This is a genomic window from Staphylococcus sp. HMSC062H10 (assembly GCF_001836945.1).
GTDB lineage: Bacteria > Bacillota > Bacilli > Staphylococcales > Staphylococcaceae > Staphylococcus > Staphylococcus aureus.
The window spans coordinates 133,001-149,739 of record NZ_KV830993.1; the positions used below are offsets into that span (position 1 = coordinate 133,001).

General features: G+C 32.6%; 16 protein-coding genes, 2 pseudogenes and 1 riboswitch. Of the genes and pseudogenes, 11 read left to right on the top strand and 7 right to left on the bottom strand.

From position 1 onward, the window contains the following. The first annotated feature begins 212 nt into the window (after positions 1 to 212). From HMPREF2658_RS11275 to HMPREF2658_RS11295, 5 genes are all read left to right on the top strand, one after another. The gene (locus HMPREF2658_RS11275) at positions 213 to 1,334 is read left to right on the top strand and encodes a M20 peptidase aminoacylase family protein (RefSeq protein WP_000523142.1); all 1,122 of its coding nucleotides are present in this window, start codon (positions 213 to 215) and stop codon (positions 1,332 to 1,334) included. A 110-nt stretch (positions 1,335 to 1,444) separates the two neighbouring features. After that, the gene (locus HMPREF2658_RS11280; protein WP_000730049.1) at positions 1,445 to 2,326 is read left to right on the top strand and encodes an SDR family oxidoreductase; all 882 of its coding nucleotides are present in this window, start codon (positions 1,445 to 1,447) and stop codon (positions 2,324 to 2,326) included. A 486-nt stretch (positions 2,327 to 2,812) separates the two neighbouring features. Continuing rightward, complete coding sequence (locus HMPREF2658_RS11285; RefSeq protein ID WP_001185185.1) at positions 2,813 to 3,382, top strand: hypothetical protein; 570 nt, start codon at positions 2,813 to 2,815, stop codon at positions 3,380 to 3,382. A gap of 52 nt (positions 3,383 to 3,434) precedes the next feature. After that, positions 3,435 to 3,530: riboswitch (SAM riboswitch) on the top strand. 76 nt (positions 3,531 to 3,606) lie between these two features. Next, positions 3,607 to 4,902, top strand: a complete 1,296-nt coding sequence (locus tag HMPREF2658_RS11290) for a Na+/H+ antiporter NhaC family protein (protein WP_000451827.1) — start codon at positions 3,607 to 3,609, stop codon at positions 4,900 to 4,902. Between the two features lie 185 nt (positions 4,903 to 5,087). Beyond that, positions 5,088 to 5,594 (top strand): SRPBCC family protein, encoded by a 507-nt coding sequence (locus tag HMPREF2658_RS11295; protein WP_001051556.1) that lies wholly within the window; start codon positions 5,088 to 5,090, stop codon positions 5,592 to 5,594. 57 nt (positions 5,595 to 5,651) lie between these two features. Here HMPREF2658_RS11295 and HMPREF2658_RS11300 read toward each other — a convergent pair. After that, positions 5,652 to 6,415, bottom strand: a pseudogene (locus HMPREF2658_RS11300) (MurR/RpiR family transcriptional regulator). Between the two features lie 330 nt (positions 6,416 to 6,745). Here HMPREF2658_RS11300 and HMPREF2658_RS11305 point away from each other — a divergent pair. Next, on the top strand, positions 6,746 to 8,350 hold the full coding sequence (locus HMPREF2658_RS11305) for an alpha-glucoside-specific PTS transporter subunit IIBC (RefSeq protein ID WP_000991496.1): 1,605 nt from the start codon (positions 6,746 to 6,748) through the stop codon (positions 8,348 to 8,350). Positions 8,351 to 8,415: 65 nt separating this feature from the next. Here HMPREF2658_RS11305 and HMPREF2658_RS11310 read toward each other — a convergent pair whose 3' ends face one another. Next, entirely contained in the window at positions 8,416 to 8,946 is a 531-nt protein-coding gene (locus tag HMPREF2658_RS11310) for a hypothetical protein (protein ID WP_000904061.1), read from the bottom strand. Positions 8,947 to 9,213: 267 nt separating this feature from the next. Between HMPREF2658_RS11310 and HMPREF2658_RS11315 the strand changes: the two genes are divergently transcribed. The 3 genes from HMPREF2658_RS11315 to HMPREF2658_RS11325 all read left to right on the top strand — a co-directional run bounded on the left by HMPREF2658_RS11315 (position 9,214) and on the right by HMPREF2658_RS11325 (position 11,043). Beyond that, positions 9,214 to 10,131: a bile acid:sodium symporter family protein gene (locus HMPREF2658_RS11315; RefSeq protein ID WP_000486803.1), complete on the top strand. Its 918-nt coding sequence runs from the start codon at positions 9,214 to 9,216 to the stop codon at positions 10,129 to 10,131. Positions 10,132 to 10,205: 74 nt separating this feature from the next. Next, positions 10,206 to 10,841 carry an HAD family hydrolase gene (locus tag HMPREF2658_RS11320; protein ID WP_054194507.1) on the top strand — a complete coding sequence of 212 codons (636 nt, stop codon included), beginning with the start codon at positions 10,206 to 10,208 and terminating at the stop codon, positions 10,839 to 10,841. A gap of 10 nt (positions 10,842 to 10,851) precedes the next feature. After that, complete coding sequence (locus tag HMPREF2658_RS11325; RefSeq protein ID WP_001796542.1) at positions 10,852 to 11,043, top strand: hypothetical protein; 192 nt, start codon at positions 10,852 to 10,854, stop codon at positions 11,041 to 11,043. A gap of 95 nt (positions 11,044 to 11,138) precedes the next feature. Here the strand turns inward: HMPREF2658_RS11325 and HMPREF2658_RS11330 are convergent, their stop codons facing one another. Together HMPREF2658_RS11330 and HMPREF2658_RS11335 are read right to left on the bottom strand one after the other, a co-directional pair. Beyond that, entirely contained in the window at positions 11,139 to 11,324 is a 186-nt protein-coding gene (locus HMPREF2658_RS11330) for a hypothetical protein (protein ID WP_000205310.1), read from the bottom strand. Continuing rightward, a complete protein-coding gene (locus tag HMPREF2658_RS11335) occupies positions 11,321 to 11,677 on the bottom strand; it encodes a hypothetical protein (RefSeq protein ID WP_000917675.1) in 357 nt (118 codons plus the stop codon). The genes HMPREF2658_RS11330 and HMPREF2658_RS11335 overlap by 4 nt, the downstream gene beginning before the upstream one ends. Before the next feature lie 279 nt (positions 11,678 to 11,956). On the opposite strand from HMPREF2658_RS11335, the gene HMPREF2658_RS11340 reads away from it, so the two are divergent. Beyond that, the gene (locus HMPREF2658_RS11340; protein ID WP_000429669.1) at positions 11,957 to 13,336 is read left to right on the top strand and encodes an amino acid permease; all 1,380 of its coding nucleotides are present in this window, start codon (positions 11,957 to 11,959) and stop codon (positions 13,334 to 13,336) included. A gap of 387 nt (positions 13,337 to 13,723) precedes the next feature. On the opposite strand, the gene HMPREF2658_RS11345 is transcribed toward HMPREF2658_RS11340, so the two are convergent. Both HMPREF2658_RS11345 and HMPREF2658_RS11350 read right to left on the bottom strand, forming a co-directional pair. After that, positions 13,724 to 14,596 carry a pentose phosphate pathway transcriptional regulator RpiRC gene (locus tag HMPREF2658_RS11345; protein WP_000073195.1) on the bottom strand — a complete coding sequence of 291 codons (873 nt, stop codon included), beginning with the start codon at positions 14,594 to 14,596 and terminating at the stop codon, positions 13,724 to 13,726. A gap of 444 nt (positions 14,597 to 15,040) precedes the next feature. Continuing rightward, positions 15,041 to 15,370, bottom strand: coding sequence for a hypothetical protein (locus HMPREF2658_RS11350; RefSeq protein WP_000606724.1), 330 nt, complete (start codon positions 15,368 to 15,370; stop codon positions 15,041 to 15,043). Between the two features lie 48 nt (positions 15,371 to 15,418). Here HMPREF2658_RS11350 and sdpB point away from each other — a divergent pair, with 48 nt between their 5' ends. Continuing rightward, positions 15,419 to 16,156 carry a CPBP family intramembrane glutamic endopeptidase SdpB gene (gene sdpB, locus HMPREF2658_RS11355; RefSeq protein ID WP_000426710.1) on the top strand — a complete coding sequence of 246 codons (738 nt, stop codon included), beginning with the start codon at positions 15,419 to 15,421 and terminating at the stop codon, positions 16,154 to 16,156. A gap of 91 nt (positions 16,157 to 16,247) precedes the next feature. Here sdpB and HMPREF2658_RS14385 read toward each other — a convergent pair. Then, positions 16,248 to 16,606 (bottom strand): annotated as a pseudogene (locus tag HMPREF2658_RS14385) (transposase); the annotation flags it as partial. Between the last annotated feature and the right edge of the window lie 133 nt (positions 16,607 to 16,739).

Sequence of the window (16,739 nt, forward strand, 5' to 3'; positions counted from 1 at the left end):
ACAACTTTATCCGAGAACACGTTTTTATATAGATTCTTAATTATAAAAGTTAGAATAGTTTGACAATAGTGTTACGATATTATTAAACAATTGTCTATCATTAGCGAAAGTAATTAACAAGAGTACATTGTTGTGAAATCATCGTTTAATAGTTAAAGACGATCATCGTAGGGTAGACAACATATCATTGACTTAAGGAAGGGGAATGACCGATGGGATTAAAAGATCAAGCTGTTGCCTGGAGAAGGTATTTTCATCAATTTCCAGAACTATCCGATAAAGAATTTAAGACTACACAAAAAATTAAAGATATTTTAACAGAATATAATATTAGAATATTAGACTTACCACTTGCGACTGGGCTTGTTGCTGAAGTGGGGCAAGGTCTGAGTTGTATAGCTGTTCGGGCTGACATTGATGCTTTACCAATTCAAGAGCTTGTTGAACAGGATTTTAAATCTGAAAATGAAGGTGTGATGCATGCGTGTGGTCATGATATTCACATGGCTAGTATTTTGGCTACAGCTGTAAAGTTAAAAGAAATTGAGGGCACTCTTACTGGGCGTGTTAAATTCATTTTTCAACCAGCAGAAGAACTAGGACATGGCGCTTTTAAAATTATTGAAACACATGCATTACAAGATGTACAAGCAGTATTGGGTTTTCATAATGACCCATCGCGTTCGGTAGGTACATTTGCAATCAAAACAGAGGCAATTACATCAGCAGTAGATCGTTTTGAGTTTCATATTAAAGGCGTGGGTGGTCATGCTGCAAAGCCAGAACAATGCAACGATCCAGTTATTGTGTTGGCGCAATTGATTAATAGTATTCAATCCATAGTTAGTAGAAATCTATCTGCGTTTGATGAAGCGGTAGTAACAATAGGACAAATATCATGTGGTAATACTTGGAATGTCATTGCTGATCATGCGTATGTACAAGGCACAGTGCGTAGTTTTGATCCTGTGGTGCGAAAGCTTGTAGAAACACGATTACAAGATATTGCGGACGGGTTAGCTCAAGCATATAATATGAAAATTAATTTAAATTATACACATTTACCTGGCGCTGTGATGAATGATGAGGCATTGACGCATAAAGCAATTTCAGTAGCCCAACATGTTGGATATAAGGTGGAAATGATGGAACAGCCGCTTACGATTGGAGAAGATTTTTCAGGTTATAGTCAACATTTTCCAAGTGTATTTGCGTTAATTGGTTCTCATAGTGAATATGATTTACATCATCCTCAATATAAACCGGATGAAAGGATTATGGAAAAAGTACCTGAGTATTTTGTTGAATTTGTAAAGAGACTATTGCATGAGTAATTCGAGCTTGTTTTTATAAAGAAAAAAGTAATTTTTAGTGTAATCATGATTAAGTTCCTAGGAAGATTGGGTAAATAATAACCATTAAGCGAATAAGGAGATGTTAAAAAATGGCAGCTCAAGATCCTAGAACAAAATTTAAAACAACGGATTATGAAAAACAAGAACAAGAGGTACCGGGTTTACAATCTGAAATGACGCCAGCACCTGATTGTGGCGAAACGTCTTACCAAGGTCATCAACGCTTACAAGGCTATAAAATGTTAGTTACAGGTGGTGACTCAGCAATAGGGCGTGCAGCAGCGATTGCGTATGCTAAAGAAGGTGCAGATGTAGCGATTAACTATCTTCCGAGTGAAGAACAAGATGCACAAGAAGTACGCCAAGTGATTGAAGAAAGTGGTCAAAAGGCAGTGCTAATTCCTGGTGATATAAGAGATGAGCAGTTCAACTATGACCTTGTTGAACAAGCATATCAACAATTAGGTGGCTTAGATAATGTTACTTTAGTTGCTGGACATCAACAGTATCATGATGATATTCATGGATTTACAACTGAGGCATTTACAGAAACATTTGAAACGAATGTCTATCCGCTATTTTGGACAGTTCAAAAAGCATTGGAATATTTAAAACCGGGTGCGTCAATTACGACGACATCATCTGTACAAGGTTATAATCCTAGTCCTATTCTTCATGATTATGCCGCTTCAAAAGCAGCAATTATTTCACTAACTAAAAGTTTTTCAGAAGAATTAGGACCAAAAGGAATTAGAGTGAACTGTGTAGCGCCTGGTCCATTCTGGTCACCATTACAAATTTCTGGTGGACAACCTCAAAGTAAAATTCCAACATTTGGTCAAAAAACACCTTTAGGTCGTGCAGGTCAACCTGTTGAGTTATGTGGAACTTATGTGCTATTAGCGTCAGAAGAATCAAGTTATACAACTGGACAAGTGTTCGGTGTTAGCGGTGGAGTGCAAATAGATTAGGTTTGTATGAAGCTTTTAATTGAACAACATAATATTAATTTAGCTACTTCAATCAAGTAAATTAAAATGAATTGGTGAAGTGTATTTTAAATAGTCGGTAAAGGTGTGTATCTTTATCGGCTTATTTTAATACTCTGTCATAAGGAGCGTTTGCTCAGGGTGTGGATTATAAGTTTTAAGCAGAATAAACTTTCTTAATGAGGATGTCAGGACAACAACGAAAAAGTTAAAATCTATTGCGGGATTGGGTTTAGGGACGGTTAGTGGAAGAAAGTTAAATTCATTAACAAGTGAAATGCCTAAGGTTAGATATTAGACGTCAGAACGGACAAAGAATAATAGGATATGTTTTTAATTATATAGCGAAGTATTTATATGTTAAGATGATGTAAATTACATAGAAACGCTGCCCTTAGAAGTACTGATCATAGAAATGCTGATAAACGTAAATTTGCAAACTCGATATTAAACAAAGGGGTTGTTATTATGGCATTAATAGTATCTAGAGCTATATTATTTTTGATTTTAGCATTAGCTTTTGGAATAGCGACTGTTTTTCCTGAACAAAAATTACCATTATATATAGTATTCACATTATTTGTAGCAGTTGCGATTATTATGAATGTATGGTTTACCCATCAAAATATTAAAAAGCATATCATTAAGTTTAACAAATACGTCGCATACTTTTTAGCCTTTGTCTCAGGGTTACTTTACATTGGATTTGTAATTTATACATTAACTATAGGGAGCTATGATGTTTTACCAATTATTATATTTGCAATAACTATCGTATTGGTTCAAATATTAGAAAATATACTGGGAATCAGTATAAGAAATACGCGTCCATCAAACAAACAGCTGAAAGTTATTTCTGAACAAAGCGCACAGCAATTTAAAGTCATATCATTAATATTAGTAAGTGTATCTATCGTGTTCATTTTTATTGCATTAATGCTTAAATGGTGGCTTTTACTTGTTATTAGCATTATTGTTTTGATTATTATTACAGTAGCAATGATTGTTTATCAAAAATATTATACGACTCCTGATTAATTTATGATTGACGTACTAAGGATTATCTTGTAACGTAAACGTAAATAAGCATCACTTATCTAGAGAGGTGGAGGGACTGGCCCTATGAAGCCTCGGCAACATCTCGAATGTGCCAATTCCAGTAACCGTAATGGTTTGAAGATAAGCAGGTAAAGCACATGAAAACCTCTTTCTTCATCGTTTGTGAGAAAGAGGTATTTTTAATTGGAAAGCAGGTAAAAAGGATGGAAGTACATAAAAAGAGCAATGCTTGGGCATTATTCCCCTTGTTATTATTTGTGGCGTTGTTTTTAGGCGTAGGTATTATCACAGGTGATTTTACTTCAATGCCATTAAATGTTGCAATTACGATAACGGTAATAGTGGCGTTATTAATGAATCGAAAAGAATCATTTGCTAAAAAAGTTGAGGTCTTCACGAAAGGTGCAGGCCATTCAAACATTATTTTAATGATGTTGATTTTTATTTTAGCAGGTGCATTTTCAAATACAGCTGAAAAAATGGGTGGCGTAAAGTCGACAGTTAATTTAGGACTATCATTAATCCCAGAAAATTTAATTATTGTAGGATTGTTTGTGATTTGTATGTTTGTTTCTATATCTATGGGAACGTCAGTAGGGACTGTTGCTGCAATAGCACCTGTTGGTTACGGGTTTGCACAAGCGACAGATGTACCAACTGCGCTAGCAATGGCTACAGTTGTTGGAGGTGCAATGTTCGGCGATAATCTATCAATGATTTCAGATACAACAATTGCTGCGGTTAGAACACAACATACGAAAATGAAAGATAAATTCAGAGTAAACTTTAAAATTGTATTGCCAGGTGCTATTTTAACGATTATTATTCTGTATTTCTTAACGAATGGCATTTCTTTAAATCATGCTAAAAACTATGATTATAATCTAATTAAAGTTGTACCGTATATTTTAGTATTGGTATTAGCATTATTAGGTGTAAATGTCATTATCGTATTGATTGGCGGAACATTATTAGCCGGAATCATTGGTCTCATAGATGGTTCATTCGGTTGGATGGGGCTACTAGATGCAGTGTCCAAAGGTATTATAAGCATGGAAGATATTGCTATGATTGCGTTGCTAATTGGTGGTTTAGTCGGTATTATTCAACACAATGGTGGTATTGAATGGTTGTTGCAATTTGTTCGCTCTAAAGTGAAATCAAAGCGTGGCGCAGAATTAGGAATTGCGAGTTTGGTAAGTGTCGCAGATATTGCCACGGCAAACAACACCATCTCTATTATTATGTCAGGTCCTTTAGCTAAAAATATTGCAGATGAATATGATGTAGATTCAAGGAAATCAGCAAGTATTCTTGATATATTTGGAGGCTGCTTCCAAGGTTTATTACCATATAGCCCGCAAGTCATTTCAGCGGCTGGTGTAGCTGGGATTTCACCGTTAATGTTATTCCCATACAGCATTTATCCTATATTATTAGGTGTATGCGGACTTATTGCGATTTTATTTAATTTTCCAAAGCTAAAAAAAGAACACTAGTCAAGAAATGAAACATTAATGCTTAACAATATATCGATGTAGCCAAGTAAGGTGGCTTGTTATATTAACAGATCATGTTGTACTCACCGTATAACGCTAATCTTTTAAAAATGATGATCATCTATGTTTGGAACTGAGCAAAAATACGTTAAAATAAAAGTAAGAGCGAAAGTGGGTGGACAACAGTGGCAAAATTTAATGTAGAGAATGAACATGTCGAAGTTGAAATTGAAAAGCTTTATAAATTTTCTCCAGAGTTAGTATACGAAGCTTGGACAAAGAAAGATTTGTTGAAACAATGGTTTATGACATCAGCCAGAACGAATAAAGAGATTGAAGCGGATGTTAAAGAAGGCGGTAAATATCGTATTGTAGATCAACAACGTAATGGCAAAGTAAATGTGATTGAAGGTATTTATGAATCTTTAGTTATGGATGAATACGTTAAGATGACTATCGGTATGCCTGGACTAAGTGAAACACAAGATGTCATTGAGGTAGAATTTTTTGAACGTGAAACAGGTGGCACCCAAATGCTATTTTATTATCGTTCATTAGTTGAAAAAGAAAGACGATTTACTAATTTAGAATACAAGCAAAAGAAAAAAGAATATCATGATGCCATGGTGCATGGTTTCGAATTGATGTTTGATAAGATGTACCACGTTATCGAAACATCAACACAACAATAAAATGATAAAAGGAAGTTATGATAGGCTCAAGGCCATTAAATCATAACTTCCTTTTTTCTAATTTGAAATATCATGATGTAGTAAATACTCATTATATTTTCTTACAAGTGTTTCAAAGAATATATGATAACTGATGAAGCTAGAATAGTCTGTACCATCAGTTAAGTAGAATGTGTTACTGGATACATAGACGTTGTAATTTGCTTTTGAGCAAGGGTATTATCTTTCATTGTAGTAACAGAAATAAAGTATTTTTGTCTAAGTTGAAGCAAGTTTGTTACTTCTAATAATTCATGTGTTTCACCTGATAATGAAATAATAAAGAATAAATCATTAGGTTCACTCTTATTCAAAATCATTTTAAGTTCATGTTCATCATGAAGTACAATGACATGATTATGTAATGTTAACAATATACGCTGTGCCTCTGAAGCAACGTTTAACTGTGCACGCCCGGTACCATACAAATATATTGTTGAAGCTGTATGCATTTTTTCAGTAAGAAGCTGGTAATCAACGCGTTCTAAATAACTGAATGTACTATCGATTTCTTGTTTGAAACTATCGATAGAGTTAGATGGTAATTGGTGTGTCTTATTACTTTCAAATTTAAGGTACGATTTAAAATCACTATAACCGTCAAAACCTAATTTGCGTGTAAATCTGTGAATGGTTGCATTCGAGGCATGTGTGAATTGCGCTAAATCTTGTATTTTCATATTTTTACATTCATCTATATGTGTATTGATAAAGTGAGCGATATGTAAATCATTATCATTCAGTTTGTCAAAGTTTCTATTAATGTGTTCGTCTAAAAACATATTCAACCTCCTTGGAAAATAAATTTGTGATAGATCGTTATTACATTAAAACCTTGTATGTCATTATGTATATTTGTGTATTGATATAGGTTTGATTATGCGTTTAAAACGAATGTATTACAAATACAACGATGTCATATATAAGGTCGTGAAAATTTTTTCACTATATGAAAAGATAATCTGATTATACAAAATACTTTCAAAATACGTCAATGTCGTTGTAGGTGTGTAAGCGTTTACTATATATTATATTTAAATAGTAAGGCATCTATTTATAAATGAATCTAATTAGATGTATTGTTAGGAAAGATGATATGGAGGGAATAGAAGATGAATGCGATAAAGCGTTTCGGTAGTGCAATGATTGTACCAGTATTAATGTTCGCTTTCTTTGGGATAGTGCTTGGCTTTGCGACATTATTTAAAAATCCTACAATCATGGGGAGTTTAGCAGATCAACATACGTTTTGGTTTAAATTTTGGTCAGTGATAGAATCTGGTGGCTGGGTTATTTTTACGCATATGGAAGTTGTATTTGTTGTAGGTTTACCACTTTCTTTAGCTAAAAAAGCACCAGGTCATGCAGCACTTGCAGCATTGATGGGTTACTTAATGTTTAATACATTTATAAATGCCATTTTAACGCAATGGCCACATACGTTTGGCGCTAATTTAGAAAAAGGCGTTGAAAATGTACCTGGTTTAAAATCAATTGCAGGTATTGCCACATTGGATACGAATATTCTAGGTGGTATTATTATTTCAGCTATTATTACTTGGATTCACAATAGATACTATAGTAAACGATTACCAGAAATGGTTGGTGTATTCCAAGGTTTAACATTTGTTGTTACGATTTCATTTTTTGTGATGTTACCATTAGCAGCAATTACTTGTGTTATTTGGCCAACTGTTCAGCACGGTATTGGCTCAATGCAACACTTTATCATTGCTTCAGGCTATATCGGTGTATGGTTGTATCACTTCTTAGAACGTGTATTAATACCAACAGGATTACATCACTTTATTTATGCACCAATTGAAGTTGGTCCAGTGGTAGTTAATCACGGCTTGAAAGCTGAATGGTTACAACACTTAAATGAGTTTGCTAAGAGCAGTAAGCCATTAAAAGAGCAATTCCCTTATGGCTTCATGCTTCAAGGAAATGGGAAAGTATTTGGATGTTTAGGTATTGCCTTAGCAATGTATGCTACGACACCTAAAGAAAATCGTAAAAAGGTGGCGGCACTACTTATTCCTGCCACATTAACAGCAGTAGTTGTAGGTATTACTGAGCCATTAGAATTTACATTCTTATTCATCGCGCCATACTTATTTGTTTTACATGCAGTTTTAGCAGCATCAATGGATACTTTAATGTACGCATTTGGTGTTGTAGGTAACATGGGGGGTGGCTTGTTAGACTTTATTTCAACCAACTGGTTACCACTTGGGAAAGAACATTGGGGCACTTATGTAGCACAAGTTGTTATAGGCTTAATATTTGTAGCGATTTACTTCTTCTTATTCAGATTCTTAATTTTGAAATTTGATATTCCATTACCTGGACGTAAGAAAACAGAAGAGGAAGTTAAGTTATTCTCTAAACAAGATTATAAAAATAAAAAAGGCGAAGATACGGATTCAAAACGTGCTTCAACTGGTAATGAATACGAAGACAAAGCTGCGTATTACCTAGACGGTTTAGGCGGCAAAGAAAATATCAAAGATGTTACTAACTGTACAACAAGATTACGCTTAACTGTTTATGATGAAAATAAAGTTGCGGATACGGAATATTTCACGCATCAACAAATGGCACACGGATTAGTAAAGAGTGGTAAGAGTATCCAAGTTGTAGTAGGTATGACAGTACCACAAGTTCGTGAAGCATTTGAACAAATGGTTGAGGATCAATCGTCCGAAGATAAATAATACAAAAAAAGACACATCACTATACGCAATCATTGTAAATGATCATCGTATAGATGTGTCTTTTATTATGATATACGAGCTTTGCTCATAGATGACGATCTATAATTGGCAGATAGAATGTCGATATTTCTAGTTGCAATCGTATGTAACAATTTAGCGAATATTTCTGGCGTACATATAATATGCGCATGAGACTTATTCAACGTATAAGTGATATCAGTGTGATTTTGGAACATGTTCATAATATCGATGACTTTGTCTTTAATGAAAGCATCTTGCAAGCCATCAATATTGATATCGAAACGCTTTGCAGATTGATATAAATTATCAGAATCAAGTAATTCATTTATTTTCTTTGGTGAAAGTACTTGGAAAATACTATACTGATGAAAACTTAAAAATGAAATGAAGTATGGAAGTTGTTGCTTTGGTAAGCTAATTTCTAATATATACTGATTAAACTGTTTGTTTATTGAGAATTGCAACGCATCACAAAATTGTACACTTTTGCATAACTTACTTAATTTTTTTCTAGTAGTACGGTCATTTAAACCGGCGATGTTGATGATGTATGTTTCGAATTTATCAATTAACATGTGAGGACCTCCCGAGGAATACATGGCATTAAATACACGTTTAATATTTATAAAGGTGACTTAATTTTGTTCAAGTTGATTTTACCACGCTTTTTTTCTTTATTCACTAAGACTTTTGAATGAAGTTTAAAATAATTGCTTATCAGTGATAAAATATTTGCAATAAGAAAAAAATAGCTAAATAATCTTAATTTTCAGAAAAGTAATTGTAACCTTACTGGTCTTATGGTAATATTTTTCAATATTATCGACGAGGATGTGTTAACAATGTTTCAAAAATTGAGTATATTTGCCACGAAGAGTTTTTTGGTATGGATGTTAGTAGCAGCTGTTATTGGATTTATTTTCCCACAACATGTTGCGACATTAGGTAAGTGGGTACCTTATTTACTTGGTATTGTTATGTTAGGTATGGGATTAACAATTACACCTAATGATTTCAAAATGGCCTTTAAAGCACCTAGAGCAGTAATTATTGGTGTCTGTCTACAATTCAGTATTATGCCCACATTAGCATTTATAATTGCAAAGTCTTTTCATTTACCACCTGATATTGCTGTTGGCGTAATATTAGTTGGATGTTGTCCGGGTGGGACATCAAGTAATGTAATGAGTTATTTAGCCAAAGCTAACGTAGCACTTTCTGTTTCTATTACGACGGTCTCTACGTTGCTAGCGCCGTTCGTTACACCTGCGTTAATATATCTATTTGCAAATGAATGGTTGGAAGTATCTTTCCTGAGTATGTTGTGGTCAGTTGTTCAAGTTGTATTAATTCCAATTGCTTTAGGTATTGTTTTGCAAATTATTAATCGTAAAATTGCTGAAAAAGCTTCTACAGCTTTGCCGATTATATCAGTTGTTGCTATTTCATTAATTTTAGCAATAGTTGTAGGTGGCAGTAAGCACCAAATCTTAACTACAGGATTATTAATATTTTTAGTAGTTATGTTACATAACGTATTAGGGTATACGATTGGATATTGGTTAGCTCGTCTTTTAAAATTAGATCGACAAGATCAAAAAGCAGTCAGTATTGAAGTTGGAATGCAGAACTCTGGTTTAGCTGTGTCATTAGCAGCATTGCATTTTAATCCAATTGCAGCAGTACCAGGCGCAGTGTTTAGTTTCATTCATAATATAACAGGGCCTATTTTAGCAAAGTATTGGTCAAAAAAGTTATAATTGCACTAATAGAATGAAGTGGTCATCGGACTGTGTTAAGCTTTGATAAAGAGAAAAAATAGAGGAGTAAATATATGTATAGAGCAGTTATATTTGATTTCGATGGAACAATAATAGATACGGAACAACATTTATTTAATGTTATTAATAAACATTTAGAGATGCATAATGCCGATCCTATAAGCATTGATTTTTATCGTTCTTCTATTGGGGGAGCAGCTACAGATTTGCATGACCATTTAATTAAAGCGATTGGTTCGGAAAATAAAGATAAACTTTATGAAGAACATCATCTTACTAGTACGACATTACCGATGATTGATACGATTAAATCATTGATGGCATTTTTAAAGCAACGTCACATTCCTATGGCGATTGCCACAAGTAGTGTTAAATCGGAAATAATGCCTACCTTTAAAGCATTAGGTCTAGACGATTATATAGAGGTAGTTATCGGTAGAGAAGATGTTGAACAAGTTAAACCTGACCCTGAATTATATTTATCTCCAGTACAACAATTAAATTATATGCCGACACAATGTTTGGCTATAGAAGATTCTGTAAATGGTGCAACAGCCGCGATTGCAGCTGGATTAGATGTTATTGTTAATACGAATAAAATGACAAGCGCACAGGACTTTTCTAATGTAGATTATGTAGCAAAAGATATTGATTACGATCAAATTGTAGCGCGTTTCTTTACGAAATAGGAGGCGTATCATGATGGGTTACATTATATTGTTTTTTCTAGCTGGTCCAGTAATTTTAGGCGTTGGAAATTTGGTGATTGGTCCTATATTTAACAAACAGACACCATTTCACGTGCAAGTAAGATCTTTTGTTGTTGGTTCAATGATTTACTTAATACTTGCAACAATTGGCTATTTTTTACTATTACAAGGTAAACTTTAACGAGAAAACCACCTTACCTCATTAAATGGACGACCATATGTATGTAAAATGGTAGAACGTTCATGTTTATGTATGAGATAGGGTGGTTTAAATAGTTACATATATTTTAATAATAACGTCACGATGATAAGTACAATTAAGATAATATCTATGCCTACCATAATTGTAGCTCTTGTTGCATTACTTCCTTGTTCTTTTGCTGATTTCATAGCACGGTAGTTTGGCACAACGCTAATAATTAGTAAGATTAATACAATTACACCAATTAATGCTGTTGTCATGATGAACGACCTCCTTTATTTTTTTCAATCAATTCCCAAATAAACGTAGCAATCACACCGATGATTAACCCAGTGATGACACCGATTTGTACCGTTAAAAATATGGCGCCGAAAATGATACCAATAATTAATGCAATCGGTAAAGTCGTACCGAGTTTAATCTTGCGCTCTGGAGAATTAATAATAGTAAATACTGTAAGACAAATGAGTATGAAAGCAAGTGTTGCAATAATAGTTCTTCCAACTAAATATAGGATGTCAGGTTTTTCCATACCGATATAATTTATGATGAAAAATGCTACAGCAAAGATTACCGATATTTTTGTAGCACGTGGCAGTATTTGTTTTAACATTGATATACTCCTTTTTAATATTATTAAAATTATATCATAATTACCGAGAATAGCTGAAGTTGTATGTGACGCAACAGTTCACGGACAACTTTTTTAATTTTTTAGAAAAATCACAAAATAATTGTTTGCAAAGTTGCAAAAGCCTGCTATAGTAGTTCTGTAAACGATTGCATGGTATGCAAATATTAATGTACCAAAATCGGTAATTTATAGTATAATTACGGCAATAAGTTTTTTTATGGATTTATCTAGTATCAATCAGAGATGGGGTAAGAAGTTATGGAGAACAATGAACTACAAAGGGGATTGAGTGCCCGTCAAATTCAAATGATTGCACTTGGTGGTACGATTGGCGTGGGGCTTTTCATGGGTGCCACAAGTACAATTAAATGGACAGGCCCATCAGTTATCCTTGCATATTTAATTGCGGGTATCTTTTTATTTTTAATCATGAGAGCAATGGGGGAAATGATTTATTTAAACCCTACAACAGGATCATTTGCAACATTTGCAAGTGATTATATACATCCTGCAGCAGGTTATATGACAGCATGGAGTAATATATTCCAATGGATTGTTGTTGGTATGAGTGAGGTCATCGCAGTAGGAGAATATATGAAGTTTTGGTTCCCGGAATTGCCAACTTGGATTCCTGGTATTATTGCTATTTTATTATTAATGGCAGCGAATTTATTCTCGGTAAAAGCGTTTGGAGAATTTGAATTTTGGTTTGCTTTAATTAAAGTTGTAACAATTATTTTAATGATTATTGCTGGTTTTGGTCTTATTTTCTTTGGTTTTGGAAATGGTGGCCATGCGGTAGGTATTTCTAATTTATGGACAAATGGCGGATTTATGCCAAATGGTATTGTTGGTTTCTTCTTTGCATTATCAATTGTAATTGGTTCATACCAAGGTGTGGAACTGATAGGTATTACTGCAGGTGAAACTAAAGATCCTCAGAAAAATATTGTTAAAGCAGTGAATGGTGTTATTTGGAGAATTTTAATTTTCTATTTAGGTGCTATTTTTGTTATTGTTTCAGTGTATCCTTGGAATCAATTAGGAGACATTGGAAGTCCGTTTGTTGCAACATTCGCTAAAATCGGTATTACATTTGCAGCTGGATTAATTAACTTTGTCGTATTAACTGCAGCAATGTCTGGATGTAACTCAGGTATTTTCAGTGCGAGTCGTATGATTTATACACTTGCTCATAAAGGTGAAATGCCGAAAATATTTACTAAAATCATGAGAAATGGTGTGCCATTGTACACTGTTGTTGCAGTATCTCTTGGTATTTTAATTGGTGCTTTATTAAATGTAATTTTACCTTTATATATCGATGGAGCGAAGAGTATTTTCGTATACGTATATAGTGCGTCTATTTTACCAGGTATGATTCCTTGGTTTATGATTTTATTCAGTCACTTACGTTTTAGAAAATTACACCCTGAAGAAGTGGAAGGTCACCCATTCAAAATGCCTGGTGGCGCAGTAAGTAACTATTTAACAATCTTATTCTTAATATTAGTATTGGTTGGTATGGTATTTAATGTTGAAACTAGAATATCAGTGCTTATTGGTGTCATCTTCTTAACGATTGTAACGATTTATTATTTTATTAGATATAATAAAAATAATGTAAAAGCAAAATAGTATGATTATAATGTGCGCTTATTTTATGACAAACTTGGCCCTAGCTTATTAAAGTTAAATAGCCAAAGAAGTGTTATGAGTAGGCGCATTTTTTTATAAATTTAGCTTAAATCAAAGATGTAGTATGAAAAACTTATAAGTGGCAATACTATCGATAGTTTTTACTGTGGGCTTTAAAATAAAAAATAGCATTATTAAAATAACAAACGCAATTGATATATGGAATAAATCCGTTAATCAACTGCGTTTGTTTTTAATATAAGAAATAGAATGGCCTTATCAAATCATTGGTCATATGCGTATGTTATACAAGATAAAAGACATGTAAGCTTTGAAAATGATGCATAAATTATTATATGACATGATTAAAGAATTTATATAAGACTGTTAATGTTTAAAGTTAATATTTGATAAATGTTTACGATAGTTATCTAAAGCCATTTTAGATTGTGTTATGAAGTCTAATGATGCGTGATAATTTAATGCAACATAACGATAATATAATATATCAATAGTGAACATTTGAGCAAATAATGAAGTTGTTGCTCCCATATGCATCTCATTTTCATCAGTTTTCCCATAAGTTAAAACAATATTTGATGCCTGTGCTACGGGATTATCCCTTGTACTAGTAATTGTAATTATAGGTATATGGTAGTCATCAATAACTTTAACCATTGATTGCATTTCACTTTGCGTACCATTGTTAGTAATAAGAATAACACTGTCGTTCGAATTGTGAGTTGCTAATAATGTTGCAAAAATATGTGTTTCTTGAACAAGTTGAATATTAAGACCTATTCTTGATAACTTTTGGTATAAGTCGGTAGCAACTACAAAAGATGCGCCAAAACCATATATAAAAATCGTCTCAGAACGTTTTAAACAATGACATATTTGATCAATAGTTTTATCATTTAATTCGTTATTTGCATGATTAAGTGCGCGTGTAGTACGTGTATGGAGTTTAGTTCTTAAAGATTCTGTGCTTTCGTTATTCATTAATTCAACATTGTAAATTGATGATGCTTTAGGAACATACTTAGATATATTTATTTTCAAGTCGTGAAAACCGCCATCAGTAATTTTCTTGCTGAATCGAATGACTGATGATGTACTAATATCTAATAAGCTTGCTAAGTCTTGAGACCTCATTTTAATCACCTTTTGAGGTGAATTTAGTATAAATTTAGCTATCTTTTTTTCATTTTTAGTCATATATGGATATTGACTATCTATTTCTGTTAGTACGTTTGACATATTAATCACTCCACTTTAACGCAATATATTTTATTAGCGTTGGCTATTGTTGTTTAACGCGATGGTATTTACAACTTGTAACGTAAGAGAATGAAAAATAAGCTGAATATGTTGTTTGTTTAATGATATTGAATTATAAAACTGTAAATTTTTTTAAGATGTATAGATAAAAAATAGCATACTCCCATGTGCAAATAATATATCAATATATTGATATATTACCGTAAGTCATACTGTATATTCCCAATTTATACATTATGTACTCATCTATTTAAATCTTAGTAAATGTAGTTATATAAGACTAAATCTACCATCTTAATCATTATGATTATAACTCGATTAATGCATCTTTACAATTTGAAGAAACTTTTTAATTGTATAATTTATGTAATAAAGTGAATTTTAATAAATAACTTGTTTAAATGACATTTTATGAAAAATAGGTTAATGGGCAAATTTAATTGCAAATAATGCGTTAGATAGTTCTGTATGATAAAAATTAAGATATTGAATTTTGTTACCATAGTCGACTTGTCGGAGGGGACGTTTATTAAGTAGTGTTATAATTTCATAATAGAAAACTTGATTTTCGTTTATTATATATGATGTTTCAAAGCCTTTGAACTTATTCAATTCATTAGTAACTATTTGGTTAAATTTATAAATATGCGTTTGAATGTTCCAATCTGTCATTAAAGTATTATATTTAATCGTATCAATGATTTGAATCAAATTAGTAATTTGTTGTCTCATATACTTAGTTTCGTTTATCATGTAGAAGTACCTCCAAATATCAATTATTAAACAGGAAAGGATATAACAGTGGAAAATGAAAAAAAGAAATACACGTTTAAAGATATAGCATGGAGAGATTTGCTTATAATTCCAATTATAGGTGTATTATCATTTGCACTCACAATTGCAGCTTACATAGGACCAATTTTGTTCAATTATTATGAAATCGATAGTAATCTGATATTTGTATCGACTATCACACAAGCTTTAGCATATACGATTGGGATTGGCGCATTTTATTTATTTCATTTAAAAGTGATGCCATCAAGGCTTCGAGCTGGTTTTGCGTATATCAAAAAATATTGGCTTAGATTGTCAATAACGTATATTATTGCTCTCATCTTAATTTATACATATGAATATATGACACAGTTTCTACCTAAACATTTGCAATATAGTGAAACAGCCAATGAACTTGAGCTAAATAAAATGTTTGAAGTGCCTGCATTTTTACCTGTAGCATTCTTATTAATTGTGATTGTAGGTCCAATAGTTGAAGAAATCGTATTTAGACATATTTTAATTGGAGAATTAGGTAAGAAGTTTAATTTTATAGCTATGAGTATTGTTTCGGTGTTCTTATTTGCATTTATTCATGTGACTGATGCAAAGTCGCCGTTTGAGTTTGGTCCATATCTCATACTATCCATCATATTAGTTTTCACTTATTTAAAATCTGGAAGAAACCTAGGTTCAACAATTGCATTACATATAGCAAATAATTTTGTTTCTTTCGTTATATCAGTAATAAGTATTTATGCGTAGATAAAGAGGTCGGGATATTAAGTTTTTAGGCAATGAAAAAAAGCTGATTTCTATTAATTATTTGATAGAAATCAGCTTTTTTGATATGCATTTTATTATGAAACTGAATAAATAAAGATTCAATTAGCGCATCAGTATTAGGATTCACTCTAAAAAGATTAATAGTTTATAAGAAGGTGTTTGATCTTGAGCTAACCACATCATTCGAATACTGTTATGAAGTAATTTTTCTATTCTACGGCCAGAAAATTCAGATTGAGTATATGAATATGAGTTGATTTTTAACATCATTTTTAGATGATAGGATGTTGCGCCACGATGATGTCTGAATTCATCGAATTCGCTATCAGGTATCGTTTCAACAATTTCATTAACATATCGCGAAATATCATTTTGAGGAATTCTAACAGCAGTTTCTATTGGTAGTGTAAGTTGGGCAAAGTGTTTTATTTTTTTAAGTATTTCAAAGTAAAATTACATGTTAATACGTAGTATTAATGGCGAGACTCCTGAGGGAGTAGTGCCAGTCGAAGACAGGGGCCCCAACATAGAAGCTGACATATAGTCAGCTTACAACAATGTG

Bases quoted from the DNA above. Each gene is read 5' to 3' on its own strand.
- HMPREF2658_RS11325 (WP_001796542.1), top strand. From the start codon at position 10,852: ATGATGGGTTACATTATATTGTTTTTTCTAGCTGGTCCAGTAATTTTA.
- HMPREF2658_RS11330 (WP_000205310.1), bottom strand. From the start codon at position 11,324: ATGACAACAGCATTAATTGGTGTAATTGTATTAATCTTACTAATTATT.
- HMPREF2658_RS11280 (WP_000730049.1), top strand. From the start codon at position 1,445: ATGGCAGCTCAAGATCCTAGAACAAAATTTAAAACAACGGATTATGAA.
- HMPREF2658_RS11340 (WP_000429669.1), top strand. From the start codon at position 11,957: ATGGAGAACAATGAACTACAAAGGGGATTGAGTGCCCGTCAAATTCAA.
- HMPREF2658_RS11290 (WP_000451827.1), top strand. From the start codon at position 3,607: ATGGAAGTACATAAAAAGAGCAATGCTTGGGCATTATTCCCCTTGTTA.
- HMPREF2658_RS11285 (WP_001185185.1), top strand. From the start codon at position 2,813: ATGGCATTAATAGTATCTAGAGCTATATTATTTTTGATTTTAGCATTA.
- HMPREF2658_RS11315 (WP_000486803.1), top strand. From the start codon at position 9,214: ATGTTTCAAAAATTGAGTATATTTGCCACGAAGAGTTTTTTGGTATGG.
- HMPREF2658_RS11310 (WP_000904061.1), bottom strand. From the start codon at position 8,946: ATGTTAATTGATAAATTCGAAACATACATCATCAACATCGCCGGTTTA.
- HMPREF2658_RS11335 (WP_000917675.1), bottom strand. From the start codon at position 11,677: ATGTTAAAACAAATACTGCCACGTGCTACAAAAATATCGGTAATCTTT.
- HMPREF2658_RS11305 (WP_000991496.1), top strand. From the start codon at position 6,746: ATGAATGCGATAAAGCGTTTCGGTAGTGCAATGATTGTACCAGTATTA.
- HMPREF2658_RS11345 (WP_000073195.1), bottom strand. From the start codon at position 14,596: ATGTCAAACGTACTAACAGAAATAGATAGTCAATATCCATATATGACT.
- HMPREF2658_RS11320 (WP_054194507.1), top strand. From the start codon at position 10,206: ATGTATAGAGCAGTTATATTTGATTTCGATGGAACAATAATAGATACG.
- HMPREF2658_RS11275 (WP_000523142.1), top strand. From the start codon at position 213: ATGGGATTAAAAGATCAAGCTGTTGCCTGGAGAAGGTATTTTCATCAA.
- HMPREF2658_RS11350 (WP_000606724.1), bottom strand. From the start codon at position 15,370: ATGATAAACGAAACTAAGTATATGAGACAACAAATTACTAATTTGATT.